Annotated in this window: 12 protein-coding genes; 1 reads left to right on the top strand and 11 read right to left on the bottom strand. The window is 60.9% G+C overall.

Going from position 1 to position 21,502, the window contains the following annotated elements; genetic code table 11:
- Positions 1-55 precede the first annotated feature (55 nt).
- The 11 genes from ACFFT4_RS19265 to ACFFT4_RS19215 form a co-directional block, all read right to left on the bottom strand.
- The gene (locus ACFFT4_RS19265) at positions 56-1,666 is read right to left on the bottom strand and encodes an S-layer homology domain-containing protein (RefSeq protein ID WP_378050443.1); all 1,611 of its coding nucleotides are present in this window, start codon (positions 1,664-1,666) and stop codon (positions 56-58) included.
- A gap of 25 nt (positions 1,667-1,691) precedes the next feature.
- The gene (locus ACFFT4_RS19260; protein ID WP_378050442.1) at positions 1,692-2,381 is read right to left on the bottom strand and encodes an AIM24 family protein; all 690 of its coding nucleotides are present in this window, start codon (positions 2,379-2,381) and stop codon (positions 1,692-1,694) included.
- Positions 2,371-2,907 carry a hypothetical protein gene (locus tag ACFFT4_RS19255; protein WP_378050441.1) on the bottom strand — a complete coding sequence of 179 codons (537 nt, stop codon included), beginning with the start codon at positions 2,905-2,907 and terminating at the stop codon, positions 2,371-2,373. The genes ACFFT4_RS19260 and ACFFT4_RS19255 overlap by 11 nt, the downstream gene beginning before the upstream one ends.
- 221 nt (positions 2,908-3,128) lie before the next feature.
- Positions 3,129-7,682, bottom strand: a complete 4,554-nt coding sequence (locus ACFFT4_RS19250; RefSeq protein WP_378050440.1) for a polysaccharide lyase family 8 super-sandwich domain-containing protein — start codon at positions 7,680-7,682, stop codon at positions 3,129-3,131.
- Between the two features lie 45 nt (positions 7,683-7,727).
- Positions 7,728-9,980: an FAD-dependent oxidoreductase gene (locus ACFFT4_RS19245; protein WP_378050439.1), complete on the bottom strand. Its 2,253-nt coding sequence runs from the start codon at positions 9,978-9,980 to the stop codon at positions 7,728-7,730.
- 5 nt (positions 9,981-9,985) lie between these two features.
- The gene (locus tag ACFFT4_RS19240) at positions 9,986-10,831 is read right to left on the bottom strand and encodes a carbohydrate ABC transporter permease (protein ID WP_378050438.1); all 846 of its coding nucleotides are present in this window, start codon (positions 10,829-10,831) and stop codon (positions 9,986-9,988) included.
- Between the two features lie 23 nt (positions 10,832-10,854).
- Positions 10,855-11,736, bottom strand: a complete 882-nt coding sequence (locus tag ACFFT4_RS19235) for a carbohydrate ABC transporter permease (RefSeq protein WP_378050437.1) — start codon at positions 11,734-11,736, stop codon at positions 10,855-10,857.
- A gap of 142 nt (positions 11,737-11,878) precedes the next feature.
- Positions 11,879-13,252 carry an ABC transporter substrate-binding protein gene (locus ACFFT4_RS19230; RefSeq protein ID WP_378050436.1) on the bottom strand — a complete coding sequence of 458 codons (1,374 nt, stop codon included), beginning with the start codon at positions 13,250-13,252 and terminating at the stop codon, positions 11,879-11,881.
- 150 nt (positions 13,253-13,402) lie between these two features.
- Positions 13,403-14,164, bottom strand: coding sequence for a response regulator (locus tag ACFFT4_RS19225; protein WP_378050435.1), 762 nt, complete (start codon positions 14,162-14,164; stop codon positions 13,403-13,405).
- A gap of 19 nt (positions 14,165-14,183) precedes the next feature.
- Entirely contained in the window at positions 14,184-15,977 is a 1,794-nt protein-coding gene (locus ACFFT4_RS19220) for a sensor histidine kinase (protein WP_378050434.1), read from the bottom strand.
- A gap of 119 nt (positions 15,978-16,096) precedes the next feature.
- On the bottom strand, positions 16,097-19,219 hold the full coding sequence (locus ACFFT4_RS19215) for an S-layer homology domain-containing protein (protein ID WP_378050433.1): 3,123 nt from the start codon (positions 19,217-19,219) through the stop codon (positions 16,097-16,099).
- A 153-nt stretch (positions 19,220-19,372) separates the two neighbouring features.
- Here ACFFT4_RS19215 and ACFFT4_RS19210 point away from each other — a divergent pair, with 153 nt between their 5' ends.
- A complete protein-coding gene (locus ACFFT4_RS19210) occupies positions 19,373-21,472 on the top strand; it encodes a bacterio-opsin activator (RefSeq protein WP_378050432.1) in 2,100 nt (699 codons plus the stop codon).
- Positions 21,473-21,502 lie beyond the last annotated feature (30 nt).

Below are 21,502 nucleotides of genomic sequence, written 5' to 3'. Positions count from 1 at the left end.
TCGCGGGTGAAAACCTAGCCGCCCCAAAAAAGCGAATACCGGTCTCCCTGTACTGTCACTTGCTTTCGCCGCTCCATTCCCGCCGCTGATCGTTCGTATAATGCGTATACGCAACGATCCGGTCCTGGTCGTCGACCAGCATCATGATCGCTACCCCCGCGCCTTTGTCCGGCAAAGCAGCCAAACTCGTGAACCCCAGAACCGGGTTGTAAGTCGACAAAAAGCCGTCTGTGTCCATTCCCTTCAGGCCATTAAACAGCATCTCCAGCCGATTCCATAGCAGCACCTTGCGCAAATCTCCGTACGCTTCAACCGAAGCCATCTTCTTCGTATAAATCCAGGTCAGTTTCACGAAATTTCGCGCCGTCTCCGGCAGCCGCCCCGTATCCAGCCTCATTGTCGGCACAGTCGTCCGTTCCGTCGGCGGAGTTGTTTGGGATACCTCCCCTTCCGGCCCCTCATAACGCTGACCGGTATACGTGTACTTAACGCCCTGCTCATCATAATAGTAATTGTTATCATAGGCATACTCGGAACGATACAGCCATTCGCTCGGGAAAGCTCGCGCCCCCGCACTCTGCTCCGCCGCTTGAGCATACAACTCCTTCAGCAGCTTCGGAAGCTCCGTATGCAGCACCCATTGCTTGCCATTCTGGCGTCTATCCTCCCATGACGCATAAGCAAGAAAACGACCTTTCGCATCGAAAATAACATTGACCGGGAACGTATTTGGTTCCGGAGGATAAAAAACAAACGGAACGTCCTCAAACTTGCTGCCCGAAAAAAAACCATCGATTGCACCGAGGCTGTACAACGCATATCCGAGACTCATCGTCTCCATGTACTCCTTGGACAGCGTTTGGGGGGACGAGTTCAGATAGCTGAGAAAATGATCGGCCTGCGGCAAAAACTTCCGAATCGTCTCGGGGGAAATGACGCGGCTGCCGGGTCGTTCCGCGTGCTCGTAAGCTGCTGTCGGAACGACGATTTCCGCACTCTTGGCCGAAGCGCCCGACTGGGCCCCGTCTTCCTGCCGCTTGGGAGAAATTGCGGTCTCGGCTTCCAGCTTCTTCAGCAGCGTCTGCTCGCTCCCCTTTAGCCGAGCTTGCAGCGTCTGATAGGAGATTTGCGCCAACTGCCCGCGCACCAGCCCGACATCGCCGAAGCCGGACTCGGAGGCGGCCGCAATGCCGATTTCCTCCGCTTTGCGCGGCGCCTGATCCCACTTGAAATCTCCCGCGGCGTCGCTGTAATTCAAGGCGCGCAAAATAAAAGTGAAATATTGCGAAACCGTAACGGGATTCGTCGAGCCGAAGCGATCCTCGGCCACGCCCTGCGCCAGCCCATACTCGTACGCGTAATCGACATACCGGTTCGCCCAGGCCGGCACGTCGCGGAAAGGGTGGTCTCCGGCGCTGCCCGCCAGAGCTTCCTCCTCCTTGCCCAGCAGGCGAATCAGCATAACGAGCGCCTCGATTCTCGACGCCCCCCGCTCCAATTCGAAGCCTTTCTCCGTGCCTTGAAAAAGGCCCAACTCATACAGCGCTTGCGCTTCCTGCTCGTATCGCGAAGTTGCGGCCGCTGCGGCTTGTCCCCGTCCGACAGCGCCGGAAACTGCGGATACAACCAGGCTGACGCAGAGCAGCAGATGTGTTGGCTTTTTCACACGTATCCCTCCATTTTGACCTCGTCTACCGAATATACACGCCGCCGAAGGGCAGAAGCTCCCGCAGCGTGCGCCGAACGATGCTGTCCTTGTGAAGCTGGTCCTCCAGAGAGCTGTCGCGAAAGCCCGTCTGCATCAGAATCGGACCGCTGCCCGTCATCTCCCACTGCACGTTCATATGCTGGGTGGCCAAAGGGTTGCCGTAGACGGACAGCTTAATGTTCGCATTTTCCGGATAAGCGACAAGGGAGCCGGCTTCCACGAACAACGGAACGTCGGGATCGAGCTGCAGCGTGGCGATCGAGCCGGAGGACAGCAGCCCGATACGGCCCGGCCCGGAAAATCTCATCCGCACCAGCTCCCGGGTAATCCAGGCGTTCTTGAACGTCTGCACCCGGCTTTTCATCGCCATGCCGTCCGTGTAGAAGAGCACATGGCGAAAGTCGAACAGCAAATTGCTGTCCTCCGGAATGTCGACGACCTCCATCAAGCAGCCCGGCATCATTCCGAGAACGAGACGGGCCGGACCGCGCAGCTCCGACTTGATCAGCTTGCGCTTGCGATACATGCCCGACAGCGCCATAAACCGGTCCTCGCGATGGCGGGGATCTCCATGAAAGGCGAGCAGCGCCTTCGGATGCAGCAGCTGCAGCGTCTCCTCTTCGTCCAGATCGATGCGAACGTGTCCCAGATTCGGCGGCGCGTCAACCCGCATTTCTCATCCCTCCGCGCAGCCGTTTTCTTCTCCGCCATTCGGAATAGCGCCACAGTCGAATCGACAGCACATAACCGACAATCAGCGCAACGGCCGTTCCGATCATCGTTATCCACTTGCGATACATCGCCTGCTTGTCCGCTTTGTCCTTCTCCAATTGCTCGAGCCGTTCCGTCAGCAGCCCGTTTTGCGTCCGCAGCTCCTCGTTCTGCTGCCGATACAATTCGTTCTCTTGCCGCATGCGCTCCTGCTCCGCCGAATACGCCTCCAGCGACGATTCCGCTTCCGTCAGCTTTTGGCCCTGCTCCGCCAGCGACGATTCCGTCTCCATCAGCTTTTGACGCTGTTCCTCCAGCGTTCGCGCCGTTTCCTCATACTGCTCGCGCAGCTCGTCCACTTTATCCGGGGCTTTATAAATGTCTCTGATCCGATCCAACATGTTCGCTTCCGCGTGCAAGGGCGGCAGCATCGCAAACAAGAGTACCGCCAGAACCGGCCAGATGCTCAACGATTTTCGTTTCCCCATCTTTCCTTCTCCTCCGACGCCATATCTATGATTCTGCAAAATTCGACCATTCTCGATATCTTCTACTATACCATATGACGGAATAAGTTGGAGATTGGTTTCAATCCGTTTCCGGCGAATGAGTCGACAACCCATGCGAATCAAGCATACACGGCCGACCGCAAAAAAACTCCCCGTCCGCAAACGAACGGGGAGAACACGCAATGTCCAAAATCGGCCGGTTATTCGTTCGGTCCGTCCTGCATCCGCAGCAGCATAACGACCGCCTCCGCTCTCGTGGCCGCAGCGTTCGGGGCGAAGCGGTTGCCGGAGCGCCCCTGCACAATGCCTCGGTCGCGAACAGCCGCCGCCGCGCCCCTCGCCCAGCCCGGAATGTCGGCCTCGTCCGCGAAACGGGGAGCCGTTCCCTCGGCGGCGAATTCCGCCTTCAGCGCCCTGGCGATCATGACCGCAAGCTCCGCCCGGGTCAGACGGGCGTCCGGCCTGAAGCTGCCGTCTCCGTAGCCGGTTACGATCCCGGCCCGCGCCGCCGCGGCGACGGCCTCCTTCGCCCACGCTCCGATCTCCTCGCCGTCCGTAAACGCCGGCCCGGACGAATCGCTCTCGAGGCCGAGCGCCTGCGCCAGCATCACCGAGAACGCGGCGCGGGTCACCGGCGCGTCCGGTTTGAACAAGCCGTCGGGATAGCCGCCGACAAAACCTCTTTGCGCGGCAAGCCGAACGGCTTGCTCCGCCCAATGTCCGGCAACGTCCGGCAGCTCGGAGGCCTCCTCGGCCTCTTCGGCCGGCTGCTTCGGCTCCTGCGGCTCTTGGTCGTCTTCGGGAGCCACCGGTTCGGGCACATGATCGACCTCTTGATCCGGCGCCGGCGAAACGCCGCCTCCGCTTCCTCCGCCTCCGCCGCCGGAGCTTCCGCCCGAGCTGCGAAGCGTGTAGACGACAATCGCCAACCCTTCGTTTTCGTTGCCTTCCGGATCGTATGCCGTTACCTTAAAAGCGTACCTCGTGTTCGGCGTCAGGCCGATTGCGGCATATTCCGCGATTTCTCCCGGCACCTCGGCCCGTTCGACGCCGTCGATGTAAATCCGATACCCGGCCACGCCGACGTCGTCCGATGCGTACGGCCAGCTCAGCGTTACGCTTGTCGGAGCGATCCCGGCCGCGTTAGCGCCGCTTCCGACGGGCCACGAAGGTGCAGCCGCATCGACGCCTTCCTCTACGATAACGGTTCTGACGACCCGTTCGGCGGCATTGCCCGCGCTGTCCGCAACGTCGTAGTAGATGGAATAAGCGCCGGGGACGGTCGAGACGACCGAATCTCCGGTTATTTTCACGCACGCGGACAGATCGCCGTCCACCCCGTCCCAAGCCGTCGCCCCGGCATCGGTGTAGACGCTGCCGTAAGCTGCGCGAACGACGGGGTCCCCGTTCAGCGCGATAACCGGCTTGTCGCGGTCGATATTGGCGACTTCAAGCTGCCCCACCCGCTCGTTGCCGTTCCCGTCCTTCACGTATACGGTCAGCCAGCCGTTGTCGTACACCGACATCGTCACGGAAGGGTCGGCCAGCTCGATCCCCCCGGCGGCAAAATACGCGGCATCGTAACGCCCGTAATCGTATTTTAAGCTTGCCAGCCCGCTCTGCACGCTGACCGCCGCCGTTACCGCGACATTGCCGGAGGTTGGCGAGGTCGGCGAGGGAACCAGCACGATCGACGGCTCGCCTCGGGTAATATTGCGGATCTCGATCGTCGCAACGGTCTCGTTGCCGTATAGATCCTGCGCATAGACGGTGTATATCCCGTTGGCGGCCGCGGTAAAGCGATCTCCGAGCGGCGTTCCCCCGGTTCGAAAATCGTCGGCGTTCCGCGCTCCATAGGCCCACTTCTTGACGCCGACCCCGGCATCGTCGTGAATATAGGCCGCAACCGTCACATCCTGATCCGTCGGAGCCGTCGTATCGGGAACGAGCGTTATCGACGGCGGTTCCTTGTCCAACTCGCCGCTGGCGGGAATGAACTCGAACCAGTTGATCGCCGCGACGCCCAACGTGTCCGGCTTCTTGAACACCAAATACAGATCGTGAATACCGCTCGCTCCGTCAAGCGGAACGGCAACATTCGTCCACGTCGACCAGCTGCCGGTGTTCTTGACGGCAAGGGAACCGATCAGCGGTCCGGTTACGCTGTCCAATCTGAGCTCCAGCGTTCCGCCCGTATTGGCTGTCGCGATTCTCAGCTCCATCTCGTCCGTCCCCGTGCCGAAATCCAGATCGCTGTAAGCGGTCCACGTTTCGTTCGAGCCGGAAATATGGTAGCCTCCGCCGACGTCCGTCGTCACTGTTCTCGTCACCTTGTTCATCGAGCTGTAGTTTTCCGCCTCGACGCGCGTGGCCGGATTCGCCGCTTGCGCGAACCTGGCTTCGATCGCCCGTCCCCCGGAGCCGCCGACAGCGACGATCGCTTCGATATACGGGCTGAGCCGAGTCACCGTTATGCGCGGATCGGCCGCCACGACCGAGTCGGCGCTGGCGTTCAGCCTGATCGTCACTGTGCCGGAGGCCGGCTGATTCGGATCGGATACCGACAACGTCAGCCCGTCCTCCTGCTCTCTGAACATGACGGACGCCTGGCCGGAGCTCGTAATGAGGCCCGCGGTCTGCTCGGATTTCGTCCAGAAATTGGCTCCCGTCGCCTTCAGCTTGTTTTCCCGGACGGCTTGAACGTAGGCATTGTTGGCCAGAATCGTAAAATCCGGATGGCTCGCATAGTCGCTCACTTCCGCCGCCGTCTTGTTCGGAAGCAGCGCATAAGCGTAGGAAGCGTCCGTTGGCGAGACGCCGTGATTGAGATACAAATTCAAATACCGGTTCGTATGCGTCGGGTCTCCGGGCTCCAGCACGCCCGAATATTTCGAGATGTCGAACCATTTCCCGCTGCGCTGCTCCCGCAAACCGTCCAAGGTAGCCACCCCGGGAAAATAGTAGCCGATGTCGGAGCCGGGCGTATCGCCGGACAGGTGCGCCCATTTGACCCCGGTCATCGTCTCCGACCAGCCGATCGCGGAGCTTTTCGCCGTTCCGTTGACCGTAAGCGCGTTGCTGCCGGCAGCGTTCAGTCGGCGGTTGTCCACGATCGTCTCTACGCTGTTGCCCGGATAAGTGGACGTAACGCCCGCGCCCAGCGCCACGACCTCGTCGTCGAACAGAAACCACGATTTTTTCGCCTGCATGCTGCCCGACGTATCCCCGTCCATATGCTCCATCGCCATGCCGACCGTGCCGTAACCGTCCGCGAGACTCGTTCCGCCGACCCAGGATTGGGTCGACTTGGCTTCAGCCGTCATCGGCTTGCCGGCTACCGCCGTCGTCCCGGGCAGCCGATAGGAATTGACGGTCGGCCAGAAGTTGCCGCCGAACTGCTCGGTGTCTCCGTTGTACAAATACATCATTCCCGCGCCCGTGTACCAGCCCTTCAAATTTTGGCCGTTGGTCGTCTCGTAATTGGCGATCCGCTTGGAAAACATGCTGATGCCCACGGCGAAGCCCGGACGCAGATGCAGCGCGCGATCCATCGCCGGATAGAGGGTCGTGGCGACCGGTTCCGCAGCGGGAACAATCGCCGGATCGTTCGCGATGGCCTTGGCCCTGCGAATAAAATCGAGCGGCAGCCCTTCATAGAAGCTGTGCCCGGCATCGTTGGCCAGCCAATACTTGATCGTGCTCTTGTAGCGTGCGGCGTCCGCTTCCGGAGCGGACTGCGCCATTCTTAGAATCGCCGCGGCCATCCGGTGGCCCGTCGCATGATCCTGCCTGCTGTATACGGAAATATCGCGTCCTCGCACCATATCCATAAGCGCGCCTTTGTAGACAAAAGGAATAAACGAGTCGTCGACCCATTTGTACGCGTTGGCCGATTGCGGATCGGTCACATCCCAGGAGGAGCCCGACACCCAATACAGAACGGTGCTCAAATTTTCGATCAGGCTGAGTCCGTAAGAGCCGTTATAGGCGAACTTCTCATGCTGGATGAAGGAACCGTCCTGGTAAAAGCCGTCTCCCGAAGTCACATATCCGAAAACCGGGCTTAATCCGTTAACGCCGCCGCGAATCGTCGTTCCGTCCTTCGTCAGAATGCCTCTGCCTATCGCCACCGCGCACGACCATACCCGGTTGGCTCCGGTATCTCTCGGTCCCGCCACGAAGTGCTTGATCGCGTTCGCATACGCCAGCACCGCCGAAGCCGGCAGCTCGTCGTACATGAGCACGACCGTGTCGTTCAACGCCAGCGGCGCTCCGATCTGCCACTCCCACCAGTTGCCGTAAGGGGTTGCCGCGGCATGATAATAATTGTCGTGCAGAAAAGCCAGCCCGTCGATGACGGCGCTCCCGAGCGCAGCGTCCCCTTCCAGCGCCGAACCCGCGGTCCGGTAGGCCAGCGCCATCTCGTACAGCTTCTGATAGGAGAGGCGAATATGGGTCGGATTCGTCTGCGGAGCGGCCAGCTCGCTCCACAGGTACGTTCTCCCCGCGCCGGTCTGCATATCCGCCAGGTTCGTCTGCGCCTTGTCCGAAATTTCCTGAATAACGACGGCAATGTCGGCGTCTATCGGATCATAAGCGCCTCCCGTCAGCATCTCGTACCACCGCTGCCGCAAAGCGTCGTACTCGTCGTCCGTCGGACCCGCCTTGACCGCGGGCGCGAAAACAAGCGGCAGAGCGAGGGTCAAGCTCAGCATAATCGTCATCCATTGACGCATCCTTCTCCATCCGTACATTGGCAATCCGCCTCCATGGAATTGATTTTCGAAAATAATGCGCTTTCACTCCCCGTATACCCGAATCTCCGCCAGCTCGGCGCAAGGCGAGCCGTTCGTCTCCCGCACGACGATCCGCAGCGCGTCCGCCGTTACCGGCTGCGCCAGCCGGATGCGGTTCGTCCGCCGCCGGTTGTCCCGCACTTCCGCCACCGTCTCCCATCGCCCGTCCACCCGGGCCTCCAGCCGATAATGCTTGACCAGCTCGGGAATAACCTCGAACGGCGTCCGATGATGGTGCAGATTGATCAAATCCTCGTTTACGTCGTCGTTCCAGGTGGCGTGCACTTCCCCAATGTCGACGCTCCGCGGCCAGCTCAGCTCCAGCCAGGCTTCTCCGCCTTCCTCCAGCGGCTCCGAAACCCACATCTGCGGCCCGCCGTACGGCCTCTTCCAGCCGTTGACGGCTTTGGCGGGCGCGTACGCCTCGGTCGCCGAAAGCGCGCGGAAGCAGAACGGCCGGCGAATCCGCCGCTTCATGCTCCATTCCACGATCGGCTGGCTCGCGTCGTGATCCTCCAGCTCCGCCGCCGCATGCGGCGCCGCGCCGCGCTCGAACGCCAGCACGCCGGTGAACGGCCGGTCGGAAGCGCGAAGTCCCGCCTTGTCGTTGCCGCGCACGATCACGAATGCGTTCTGCGGCTGTTCCGGCTGCCATTTCAGATCGAACCGGACCCGCCGCCCCCGACCGGCGGCGACCTCGGCCGTCGAGCTGGCGACAAGAGAACGGGGAACGTAGTTCTCCGCGCGCCCCGTCTCCCACAGCTCCGCCGTCAGCACCGTATTCTCGTCCGCGTCGGCCAGCAGCTCGAGGCCGTCCAGCGCGGGGTCGACCGGAAACAGAAAGCCGACGTCTTGCGTCAGCCGGTAAACCTCCTCTCCGCCGTCCACGGCAATCGTCGAACGGAACGAAGAGGCCGTCACCGCCGCCTGCCGAGCCAGATCGTCCGGGTCGCGGTTCGTCAGCCCGACGATCGAGGCATCCTGCTTCAGCAGCGTCTGCTGCAGCGTCTCCAGCCCCGTCTCGTACAGCTCGCGCGGCGAGATTCCTTGCCCGGCGCAAAGGGCGGCCGCCGTTCCGGCAGCCTCGCCCATAACCGCGCACGTAGCCATCACCCGCGTCGTCCCGAAGGCGACGTGAGAGGCGCTGACATTGCGTCCGGCGAACAGCAGGTTGTCCGTGTTGACCGAATACAGCGAGCGGTACGGAATCGAATAGACGCCGTCCGCGTGCATGTGCTTCGACCCGCTCTCGGCCGCGTACATCCCTTGCGGCGGATGCAGGTCGATCGACCAGCCGCCGAAGGCGATCCGGTCGTCGAACGGCCGCTGGCCGATGATATCGTTCTGGTTCAGCACGTAATCGCCGACGAAACGTCGATACTCCCGCTTGCCGGGAATCGAGCCGACCCACTCCAACGTCATGTTGTCCGCGTCAAACCGGCCGGAATTTTTAATATAATCCCAGATGCCGTAGATGACCGACCACAGTTCGTCGCGAATGCGCTCGTTGTCGTGGACCGTATCCAGCTCCCCTCCCCATTCGATCCACCAGTAATGGCAGCCGGAATCGCCGCTGCGGATCACGCGCTTGAGCGGGATTGGCGTCTGCGCGATGTCCTTGGCGAAGCTCGGCGGCACGAAGCGGACCGGCCGGCCGGCATCCTGCGTGTAGAACAGCAGCGTGCTGCCGAGCGCAATGCCATCCGCCGTCTCCGGCGCCCACTCTTCGCCGTATTCATCGCGCGCTTCTCTGCCGATCCGATAGCGCGCTCCCGCCAGAAAGCCGATCAAGCCGTCGCCCGTACAATCCAGAAAAATCGGGCTCTCGTAGCGAATCCGCCGCTCCGAGCCCATCATCCACCCCGTCGCCGAGCGAATCGTCCGGCTCTCCTCCCCTCCGTCCGCCTCCACCTCGTGCACGTCGGTGTTCAAGAACAGACGGATGTTCGTCTCCGTCCGCACCGCCTCCAGGACAACCAGGTCCCAGATATACGGGTTGCCCTCCGGATTGCGATACTGGTTTTCCACGAACAGCTCGCCCATAATGCCGGTCTCGCGCGCATAGCGGTTCGTGCCGTGCGCGGTCGCGCCGCACACCCACACTCGGACCTCGCTGCTGGAATTGCCCCCCAGCACGGGGCGATTGTGCACGAGAGCCACCGTCTTGCCCAGCCGGGCGGCGGCCACCGCGGCGCACACGCCCGCCAGTCCGCCGCCGACGACCGTAATATCCGTACGTACCGTTTCCGTCCGCATGCCGATCACCCTTTCACCGCAGAATTGGTCAAGCCTTGTATGATGTAGCGCTGGCCGATCGCGAAGACGACGATCATCGGGAGAATGCCCGCCGACGTGGCCGCCATCATGCCGTTGTAGTCGACCGTGTTTTCCAGAATAAAATTTTGCAGCCCCAGCGGAACCGTGTACAGTCTCTCGTCGATCAGGAAGACGAGCGCGTTCTCGTAGTCGTTCCACTGCCACGAGAAATCGATGATCGCCAGCGTCGCCAGAGCGGGCTTGGCCAGCGGCAGAACGAGCCGGAAGAAAATCCGGAAATGCCCGGCCCCGTCGATAAACGCCGACTCGGTAATCTCGTGCGGCAGGCTCAGAAAAAACTGCCGCAGCATAAACACGCCGAAGATGGAAAAAAGTCCCGGAAGAATAAGCGCCAGATGGGTGTTGTAAATGCCCGCCCATTCGAACATGACGAACTTCGGCACGAACAGCACCTGCGGAGGAACCATCATCATCGACAGGTAGAGAATAAAGGCGGCGTTGCGCCCCTTGAAGGGAATGCGGGCGAAGCCGTATGCGGCCAGGGCCGACAAGAAGGTCGCTCCGAGCATCCCGATCAGCGAAATCTTGAGCGAGTTCCAATAATAAACGCCGAAGCTTTTCGGACCTGTCCACACCTTCAGGTGATGCTCCCAGGTCGGATTCGCCGGAATCCAGCGGATCGGGTAGTCGAACACTTGGGCCGGCGTCTTGACCGACGTGCTGATCATCCATAGAAAAGGAACGATCATGACGACCGCGAGCGCAAGCATGACTGCCGTCAGCAGCAGTCTGGCCGGCACGTCGCGGGACAGGGTTCGGTTCGTTGTCATCGTCCAGTCTTCCTCTCGTCTCGTTAGTAATGAACCCATTTTTTTTGACCGACCCACTGCGCCAGCGTAATCAGCAAAATGACGACGAACAGCGCCCAGGAGATCGTCGAAGCGTAGCCCATGTCGTAGTAGCGGAAGGCGTTCTGATAGACGTAGAGCGACAAAATCGTCGTGCTGTTGCCGGGACCGCCCTGCGTGATCGCCTGAATGATGCCGAACGTCTTGATCGTCATGATGAGTCCGGTAATGAGCAGCAGGAAGGTGGTCGGACTGACGAGCGGCCAGATGATTTTGCGCAAAATCTGCCCCCGCTTCGCCCCGTCGATCCTCGCCGCCTCCAGCAGCTCCGGCGACACCTCCTGCAAAGCCGCCAAGTAAATGATCATGTTGTAGCCGAGCATAAACCAGATCCAAATGATGTCGATCGCGTACATCGACGATGTCGTCGTGGACAGCCATCCCGGAGGATGGTCGATACCGACGCTTCGCAGCAGGCCGTTGATCGGACCCTGCTTCGGATGAAACAGCAGCATCCAGACGAACGACACGGCCACGCCGCTCGTAATGTACGGCATGAAATAAAGGCCGCGCAGCAGCTTCTTCCAATACAGCCGCTGGTTCAGCGCCACCGCGACGACAAAACCGAGCGCGATCGAGACCGGCACCGCCAGCAGGAAGAGCACGGTGTTCTTCAGCGACAAATAGAACATCGGGTCCTTCAGCAGCCTTGCGATGTTGTCCAGGCCCACGAATGCGACGTGCGGATTCAAGAACTTATAGTTCGTGAACATCAGCCCGAACGAGTACGCGGCCGGGATCAGGAAAAACAGCAGCACTCCGAGCATGTTCGGACCGATAAAGACGTACCCGAGCAGCCGTTGCCTTCTCATCCAGTTGTTGTGCATGCTTTCTGTCCTCGCTTCTTCTTGGAATAAATCAAGTGTAGCAACGGCCGCGGCGAACGATAAGGAACAGAACCATCGAATTCGTTTAACGATTTCATGCAAAAAAACCGCCCCGAGGGGCGGTTCCGCGCACAAAATCGTTCTATTGATTTTGCTTCAAGTAATCGTTGTGTCTGGACGCCATCGCGGCGATCGTGTCGTCGAGCGATTGGGTGCCGAGGAAATATTTCTCGTACTCCTGGGAACGGGCGTCCATCACTTCCTGCGCCAAGCTTCTGACGTACGTCGGCGTCTTGTTGTCGAACATGACGTACGTGAGCGAAGCCTGGTCGTACGTGTCGCTCTTGTCGCCGAGCAGATTTTCCAGCGCGCTCGCCTGGTCGGCGTCCTTGGAAGCCGGGAGCCGCCCTCCGGCCGCCATCGGCGCCATCCCGCCGTCGGCGTACCATTTCAGAAACTCCCATGCGGCGGCCTGGTTTTTGGACTTGGCGTTAATCGAGATATAATCGCCAAGGCCGCCTCTTGTGACGTAGTCGCTCGCGCTGTCCGCCAGTCTCGGCACGGGCGCGAACGCCACGGTGAAATCGCGCGGGAAATCCGTGAAGTTGTTGGAGCTGCGGAGCAGCCATGCGCCGATATTGAGCATCGGTACCTTGCCGCTGAGAAACTCCTGCTCGACCGGCATTTTGGACGTAAGCTGCTCGCCGAGCGGAGGCGTCGAGCCGTCCTCGTGCATCATCGCGTTTAACGTCTCCAGCCATTTGCGCACGAGCGGATGGTCCAGATTGGACGTGCCGTCGCTCTTCGTGTAGCCTTCCTGGGACAGCACCGAATCGATCGGATCGACGTACGGCTCCGTATGCTGGATAAAGCCGTAGCCGTCTCCCGTTTTCAGCTTTTTCGCATACTCGCGCAGGTCGTCCCACGTCCAGTCGGTCGGGATCGGCAGATGGGCGGCCTCGAGCGCTTCCTTGTTCAGCGCGACGAAAAACGGGCTTTTCGTCGTCGGAACGCCGTAATATTTGCCGTCGATCGTCCAGCTCTCCGCGTCGGACCCCATTTTTTCCCCGATATTGTAGTCCGCGAACGCGCTCAGATCGAGAGCCAGCCCCGCTTCCACGCGCTTGGCCGTCTGCGAGATCGTATAGTTGACGAACAGGTCGACGTCCTGGCCGGTCATCATCGCCGTATCGAGCTTCAGGTTGCCTTCGTCGTCGTTGACGAACCGCACGTACTCCACCTGGATGTCGGGATGCTCCTTGTTCCAGTTGTCGACGACGGCCTGCGGTCCCGATTCCGGGGGAACGCCTCCCCACATCTTCAGCTTGACCGGGTTTCCGGACGCGGCCGGCGCGCCGGAGCCGACCGACGAGGACGGCGAGGACGGCTGCGCTCCCGCATCCCCCGCACCGCTGCTGCCGTTATTGCCGCCCGAGCATCCCGCAAGCGCTCCCATCACGAGAACGAGCGACGCCATGCCGGTCCATAATCCTTTTTTGCTGACAAGCTTCCTCACAAACGACGACCTCCTTGAATGTCTTGAATGGTTTGCCTATTCAGAATAGCAAGACATTCGCGAACGATAGAAGTAACAGAATCGCGCATCGAATGGAACAGAACTTCGCAATCTCGCGACCTTCCCCGTCCGTTTCGGAAACAAATCGTTCTATCGGCTCTGCCGGAATTGGCTGGGCGTCGTTCCGGTCATTCGCTTAAAAATTTTGATGAAATAGTTGTCGTTCATGAAGCCGACGTTCTGCCCGATCTGGCTTACCGGCAGGTCGGTCGAGCGCAAATATTCGATCGCCTTCTCGATGCGGATGCGGTGCAAATAATGAATGAGCGTCTCCCCGGTTTTCTTCTTGAACAGGGCGCTGACGTAATTCTCCCCCATCATCACGTGACGGGCCAGCGAAGCCAGCGAAATCTCCTGATCGTAGTTGTGCTCGATGTACCGAATAATCTTCTTCACCTCGGGATGAGCGATTCTGTCCGCCAGGACGTCCGGCCCCCGTTCGATCTCGCGCGCAGGCGGCGTCGCCGGCTTGGCGGCGCAGAGCTCCTCACTGATTTTGCCCAGCGTCTCCCGCAAATCCTTCACGCTCATCGACAGCTTCAAAATATAGTTGGAGGCTCCGTACTCCATCGCCTGCCTGACTGATTCGAAATCCCCGATACAGGTGAGCATCACGAACTTGGAAGCGATCCCGGCCTTCCTCGTCTCCTTCAGCAGCTCCAGCCCGTCCATCTTCGGCATGACGATATCGCACAGCACCAGATCGGGAGGCTCCCGGCGGATCAGCTCAAGCGCCTCCTCTCCGTTGCTCGCCTCGCCCGCAAGCGCGAAGCCCAGCTCCTCCCAGCGGATGATTTCCTTGACCGATTCGCGAACGAACGTTTCGTCTTCGACCAATACGACCTTCCACATCGGCTATCCCCCCGCTTCTCTATTCCGTCGTCGTTTTGGGCAAACCGTCGTAAGGCTCCGACAGCAGGAACGGCAGCGTCATCCTTGCCGATACGCCCTGCTCCAGCTGCCGAATTTCCAGACCCGCCTTGTTTTTGAACAGCAGCCGCAGCCGCTCTCTCACGTTGGCCAGTCCGATTCCCGGGCGCTTGCGGCCCGCCTCGCGGCGCATCGCCGCCTGCTCCATGCCGATTCCGTTGTCCTCCACCTCCAGCACGAGCTGCTCCGGTTCCGTATCGGAGAGCCGCACCCGGATGACGATCCGCCCCCCCTCGTCCAGAGGGGAGATGCCGTGGCGAATCGCGTTGTCCACGAGCGGCTGCAGGCTCAGCTTGGGCACCAGCGCGTACTGGACGTCCTCGTCGCAAGCAAAGCGCACCTCGAAACGGCTGCCGTAGCGAATCTGCTGAATGTAGACGAACGCTTCCGTAAGCGAGATCTCTTCCTTCAGATGAATAAGATCGACGTCGGAGTTCAGGCTGGTCTCCAGCAGCTTGCCGAGGGAAACGCAGATTTCCGCGATTTCCTCGTTGCGGCTCCTCAGCCCGATCCACTTCATCGTGTTCAGCGTATTGAGCAGAAAGTGCGGATCGACCTGGGCAAGCAGCATTTGAAAATGAACGGCGTCCCGCTGCCGCTCCTCCGCCTTCAGCCGATGAATGAGCTCGTTCATCTCGACCATCATCGCGTTAAACGTTCTTGTCAACTCCAGCACCTCTCCCTTGTAATTTTTCTCGGGGAGGCGGATTCTCAAATCCTTGCGCACGGCTTCCTTCATCTTGGCCTGCATATGGGAGAGCGGCCTCGTAAACGCATGGGCGATCATAAAGGCGAGGGCGACAAAAGCGGCGGTAATGCCGAAGAACGTTACGAAATATTGCCGCTTCAAGCTCTCGATCTCCTGGAAAAGGACGCGAAGCGGAATTTGATTGACCAGGTACCAGTCCAAAGTCGGCAAATAGCTGTAATTGACAAGCGCGTCGTTTCCGTTGTCGGTCCAATATCCGCTCTCGGGAGCCTGCGTCACCTTGCGGATCGCCTCCGGCGTCAGCCCGGTCTCCGGCGCCGAGCCCGCGATCCGCTCGCCTTTTCGCGACACGATAAAATACGTCTGATCGCTTGACGGCTTCTGCAGCACCGACTGAAACCAGAAGGAGACGTCGATGCTGATTCTCGCCCAACCGAACAGGACGTTGCGATTGTCCTTAAGCCCGGAATAGAGCGACAGCAGCGTCGGGCTTTTGGAAATGTCCGGGGACACGTAGTTGGCGTCGTCGGTGACCCAGAAGTAGGAGGCCACGCTCCCCCGCATCGCCGCGAACGACGGTGCCGACGCCGCCTCGTCGTAGTTCAGCGTATACTTGGGCTGGTAAGAGGCATAGATGTGTCCCTTGTCGTCGAGCAGCGTGAAATAAACCGACGGGTTATACAAAAAGAAGCTGTTGTTCAGCCCCTTGAACTTGCTCTCCATCATCTCCAGATTTTCCAGCGCGTTGCGCTTGTCCGGATTGCGCAAAATATCCCGCACGTCCGCGTCCTGCTCGAGGAAAATAAGCGTCTTGAAGGCGATGCTGGTCTGATCCTCCAGCGCGCGGTGCAAATTGTCCAGCTGCTCGTGGCTCTGGTCGCTGATCTTGTTCTGCACGAGCGTCTCGATTCTCTGATAATTATAAATGTTGAGCAGGCCGAACGGCAGCAGAATAACCAGAACGAATACCGCGAACAACCGATATTTCAGCCTGTGGGGAACGAGAACGGCGAGCCGGTTTCGCATGCGGGCAAATCCCCCTAGCGTATGGTGCTCCCATTATAGCACGATTTTTCGCGGCCCAACCGCCTGCGGCCGATCTGCACAAAATCGTGCGATCGGCCGCGGCAAAACATCAAATCGTTCTATTCGAGTTCGGATTGCCCATCGATAAAGTTCAAATAACGAAGCGCCCGCGCCAGCAAAACCGCGCTTTGCGCGCGCGTGGCCAGCTGCTTCGGAGCGAAGGCCGCGCCGCCGATTCCTTCGACGATCCCTGCCGCCAGCAGCCGAGCTGCCGCATCCTCGGCCCATCCGGCTATCGACGGACGGTCTGAGAAGCGATCCAGCCCGATTGCATCGGCGGGCGGCAGCTCTCCGGCGAATTCGACGGCTCGGGCCAGCAGCACGGCCGCCTGCTCGCGCGTAACGAGCGCGTTCGGCCGGAACGTTCCGTCCCCGTAGCCTTCGATCAGCCCCGCTGCGGATGCCGCGCCTATCGCCCCGCTATACCAGTCGGCTGCAGGACGAACATCCGAATATACGGCTCTGCCGGATTTCTCTTCGAGTCCCAGCGCTCGCACAAGCATCGCCGCGAATTCCGCGCGCGTCACCGTGCGGTCGGGCTCGAACGTATCCGACGACGTCCCGGAGACGATGAGTTTGCTCGCGAGCGACTCGATGTCGGTGCGCGCCCAATGTCCGGCCGTATCCCGAAACGTCCGGTCGGACCCGATTACGGTGTACAAGCTGTTGTGCGGCGTATGGAAAATCGCGCGCGCCTGCTCGAAGATAGACGGTACGAAATGCGGCCGCCCCGCCGCGTCTATCCACACGACGGTTGAGCGGTCGGGATCGACCTCGGCCGTAAGCGAGAGCGTCCGCTCCGTATACGCGCCGCCGGCTCCGGCCCACTCGGTCCCGTCCACTCGGAGCGAGAAATCCATCGGTTCCGCCAGCACCGCATAGCCTTGACGAGTCAGCGCCTCGTAGAGCTTCTCCTTCTCTGTCGCCGTCGTTTTCGAGATTGAGAGGGTGACGGTGGCCGCGTCTTTGGAGAGGCCGTTCCACAGCCGAAGCGGCAGGCCGTATTCGGCTCCGTTCGCCTCAAGACGAATGACGGCGTCGGGCCGGGTCCGCGCTAGCGCCAGCAGCGCCGCTGCGGGCAAATCCGCCTTCACGACCGGGTCCTCGGTGTCGAGGGAGATGACAACCTCGTCCTCCGCGGCAAACAGCGAGCGCAGCAGCTCATCGTCCAGGGCAAGACGAATAACGGAACGTCCGTCGCTCTCCCGTTCTTTCTTCATCGAGACCCGTACGTCGCGTCCGTTGATCTTAAGGGTGATTTCGCTCGCTTCCTGGGACTGCTCAGGTGCGGAGGAACCGCTTGAGCCTGATCCGCCGGACGACCCGGGAACGCTCGCGACAATCAGCTTGATCCGGCCCGCATCGGCCGCTTCTCCGGCGGCAACATTCACCGTCGCCGAATAAACGCGATAGCCGGAAGCGGATACGGAGAGCGTATGCGTCCCCGGCACAACGTTGTGCAGCGCAAACTTCCCTTCGACGTCCGTCGATCCGGCAATTCCCCCCGCGGATACCGCCGCTCCCGATAGCGGCGCGTTCCCTGCGCCATACACCGTGCCGGTGACGCTGCCGACGGTCTCGGGCGCCCGGTCCTGCAAATGAAACTCCTCGAGCCGGATGCTGCTCCAGGCCCACACGCGGCCCTCCCCGTCCGTCTCGTAAATTTGCAGAATCTGCCCCGCGCCAACCGGGAAAATATCCGTGCCGGACGCATACGGAACCGCCTCGTCAGGCAGCGCAGCACCCGACAACGGGCGCACGCCCGCCGAGTCGCCGACAATATATGCGAGGACGCGATCGGAACCGCTCGCGGCGACCGTCGCCCGCGTCGAACCAAGCGCGCTGCCCGGTGCGACGTCTAACCCGGCAATGTCCGGCGCCGTTTCGTCGACGTACAGCGTCAGCGCGGCGTCTGCAGCAGTCGATCCGGCATCGGCTGCCGTCACGGTCACCGGGAACGTCCCCGCCTCGGAAGGGATGCCTTCGAGCTCCCCGGCGGCCGTCATTCGCACGCCTTCCGGGAGCCCGGAAGCGCTCCAGCTCAATCCCCCGCCGGCTCCGTCGAATGCTTCGAGCGACTGCGAATAAGCGGCCCCCTTAAGCGCCCTCGGCAGCACGGTCGTCAGAACGTAAGGCCGCAAATACGGATACCCCGCGTTCACGCCCGGGCGAACGGCCCATGTATTCGCGAAGTCCCAATCGCTGCCGGGTTCCCCATAATTGGCCTGAAGCATCATATCGGACGTCGAACGGCCCGTTAATTGAAGCTCGGCCGCACCGTAAGAATCACCCGCGCCATTCGCCTGCAGGGTAGCAGCCGTATCGAAATACGAGGCGACGATAGAGCCTTCGAAATTGGCCGAGCCGACAAACCCGCCCATCGTTATGTAAGTCGAGCTTGCCGCAGCCTCGACCGCTCCCGCCGCGTAGCTGTTCGTTATCGTTCCGTATACCAGTTGGCCCGCCAATCCCCCGGCCGTGAAATAGAGTCCCGCGGAATTGGCGACCGTTCCGATCGCGTAAGCGTCGCTGATCGAGCCGGTTCCTTGCGAGCCGACCAGCCCGCCCGCATATTGATTGCCGGCTTCGCCGCTCCGGACGGCGGCGGACGAATAAGAACGGCTGATCGCCGAATTGCCGTTTGCCATTCCGGCGAGTCCTCCGGCCGCGCTTACGCCCGTCATGTCAGCGTTGCCGGCGGTCACGAAGCCCTGCGCGGAGGAACGAACAATCTCGCCTCCGTCCAGATGGCCGGCCAGACCTCCCGCGTAGTTTCCGCCCGAGACTTGCGCCGAGACGCTCAAGTCCCGAACCGTGCCCGTCAACCGGCCGAAGAAGCCGACGAGCTGCAGCGCGCCGCCGTCGATCGACAAGCCTGCGATCCGATGTCCCCTGCCGTCAAAGACGCCGCTGAACGGGTCGACCTCGTTACCGCCGAGCGGAACCCACTCGTATCCGGTCATGTCAATGTCGCTCGTCACGCGAATGTTCCGATCCAAATAGGAAGCTTGATTCTCATCGATATACGCCAGCTCCGCCGCATTCGATACGAGCACCCACCCAAGCTCCTCGGACGGAACCGGACCGTCGTCGGCCCGAACGGCCGGCGCGGCGCGACTCAGAAGGCCGAACAGGAATGTCAAAACAAGCAGAACCCTCAGCGAAACTTTTAAGCGATTCATGTCGGTTAATTTCTCCTTTGCAGGTTACGTTTGTCGGAATCGTTTTAACGCGTGTATCCCTTAGTGTAAAATGAATGGAGAACAACCGGTGTTTCATTTTTGTTTCAAAGTTTCGAAGCTTCAAAGCTTTACGATTCGGAAAGCAGGTGCGAAATGGAAGCCACATCGACGTTGGAAAATGTGCGGCCTCGGCGCCCTATCATCGGCATGGAGCGGGAATTGATCCGGCTGGAGGATTGGCTGGCGGACCCGTCGGCGGAAACGAGACTGTTTTCGATTTCGGGAATCGGAGGAATCGGCAAATCGACGCTGCTGGCGGAGATGGCCCGGCGCTGCCGGGCTTCGTCCGTCCTGACGCTGTGGCTGGACGGACAAAGCGAGCTGGCTTCGTCCGGCGCTTTGCTGACAGGCTTGGAGGCGGGATTAAGCAACGAGTACGGAAGATCCAGGAAGCCGGATTCGCCGCTGCTCCCCTATATCGCGGACGAGCTGTCCAAGCAGCGAACCGTTCTGCTGCTGGACAACGGCGAACGACTCGACCGGCTGGAGAGCTGGCTGCTGTCCAGCTTCCTGACCCGGCTTCGCTCGGTCGGCGTGCTGATCGCGATCGCCTCGCGCGGCGGATTGCCGCCCAAATGGCACGCCAATCCGGATTGGGGCAGCCGCATCGAGACCTTCCCGCTTCGGCTGTTTACCCGCGAGCAATCGCTGGCCTATTTGAGCGAAAGCGGCCTGGAGACGGAGCTTCAGCAGGAGGTCGCGCGCAAGACGGACGGACATCCGCTGATGCTTGCCCTGACCGTCGATCTGCTTCGCACTCGCGAACGGGACGCTTTCGCGCCGACGCGGGATATTCCGGCCATCCTGAGCGGAGATTGGCTTCGGGAAGCGGCATCTCCCGCTCTGCACCGGGCATTGACCGCGCTGTCGCTGCTGCCGTCGGCCGATCAGTCGACGTTAAGCCAGCTGCTGGACGAGCCGCTCGACGCTGCCGCCTATTACGAGCTCGGCAGACTGTCCTTCATCCGCGGCGCGTCTCAAGGCTTGTCCCTGCACCATGTGGTGTCCCGCCTGCTGCGGGAAGATTTCTCGCGCCGCGATTCCGAGCGTTTTCGCACGCTGCGCCACAAGGCGTTCGGACTCATGGCGGACCGATTTCACGATGCGGACAGACGGACGCAGACGCAGATTGCCGCTCACGTCCTTGACCTGTACCGCGAAAACCTGCCTTTCGCCCATGCCTATGCCGATTTCTCCGCGCCGCTTAGGCCGGACGAGCCCTCCCGGTACCGGGAGGAGGATTTGCCCTTCCTGCATCGGTTTCTGGCCGACTCCCTTACGCGGTCGGATTGGCATTCCGAGCTGGTCCGGGCGGAGGACTGCCATGCCGTGCTGGACGAAATCGCCCGTCGCAGTCCCGAAGGAATCTGCGTCGTACGCCGCGACGACGGGACGCCGATCGGGTTCTGCGCCGGCTTCCGGCTGCACGCTGCTAACGCGCCGTATCTGGAGCGCTACGCCCCCGCTTTCCTTCCAATGCTCGGGGACGAGGGCGTACGGCTGTCCCAAGCCGCTCCCGAAGCGGCGGACAGCCTGTGCATACTGCTCGCCGCCGTCGATACCGATCAATCCCTCTATCGCCCGGAAGAGCTCGGCGCGTTACTTATGCAGCAGTGGCTGATCCACATGACCGGCGGCTGGAGAGGAATCATGATGTCGGCCGATCCGCAGTTGAACAGTCTATTGCATCTATTGGGCTTTCAGAAAAAAGAGCGCATCCGCACGGACGCCGCGGCCGAAGCCGACCTCGTGCTCTGGGAGCTGGACTTCCGCCATACGACGTTCGAGCAGTGGGTGCAGCTTGTCCTCCGGCAGACAGATCCGAATCGGGCAGCACGGAGCAAGGCCAATCCTCGCGACGTCGCGAAGCTGGATGCCGACGACGTGAAGAGTCTCCTGCGCCACTGGCTCGATCCCGACGAGCTGCGGCAGCTGCCCGTACTGCGGCGCCTTGGACTGTCGGAGGTCGAAGTTCAAGCCGGCATCCGTTCCATCCTGAACGCGGAGACTCCTCCATTTCCGCTGACGCCGCTGGAACAGCGAATTTTGCGGGAGAGCTTGCGGGGCGCCCTGAACAAAAATCAGCTTGCCGAGGTTTTCCATATGAGCCGAACGACGTTTTACCGCCATTCGCGTCAGGCGATGAATCATCTGGCGCAGGCGTTGAACGGAAGAATATTGGATCAGCTCTGACCGTTGTCGACCGCTTGATTGCCCGGTCGG

Source organism: Cohnella cellulosilytica, assembly GCF_042431195.1.
Lineage (GTDB): Bacteria > Bacillota > Bacilli > Paenibacillales > Paenibacillaceae > Cohnella > Cohnella cellulosilytica.
The sequence above is the reverse complement of the archived record's forward strand: the minus strand, read 5'-3'. Positions and strand labels throughout refer to the sequence as shown.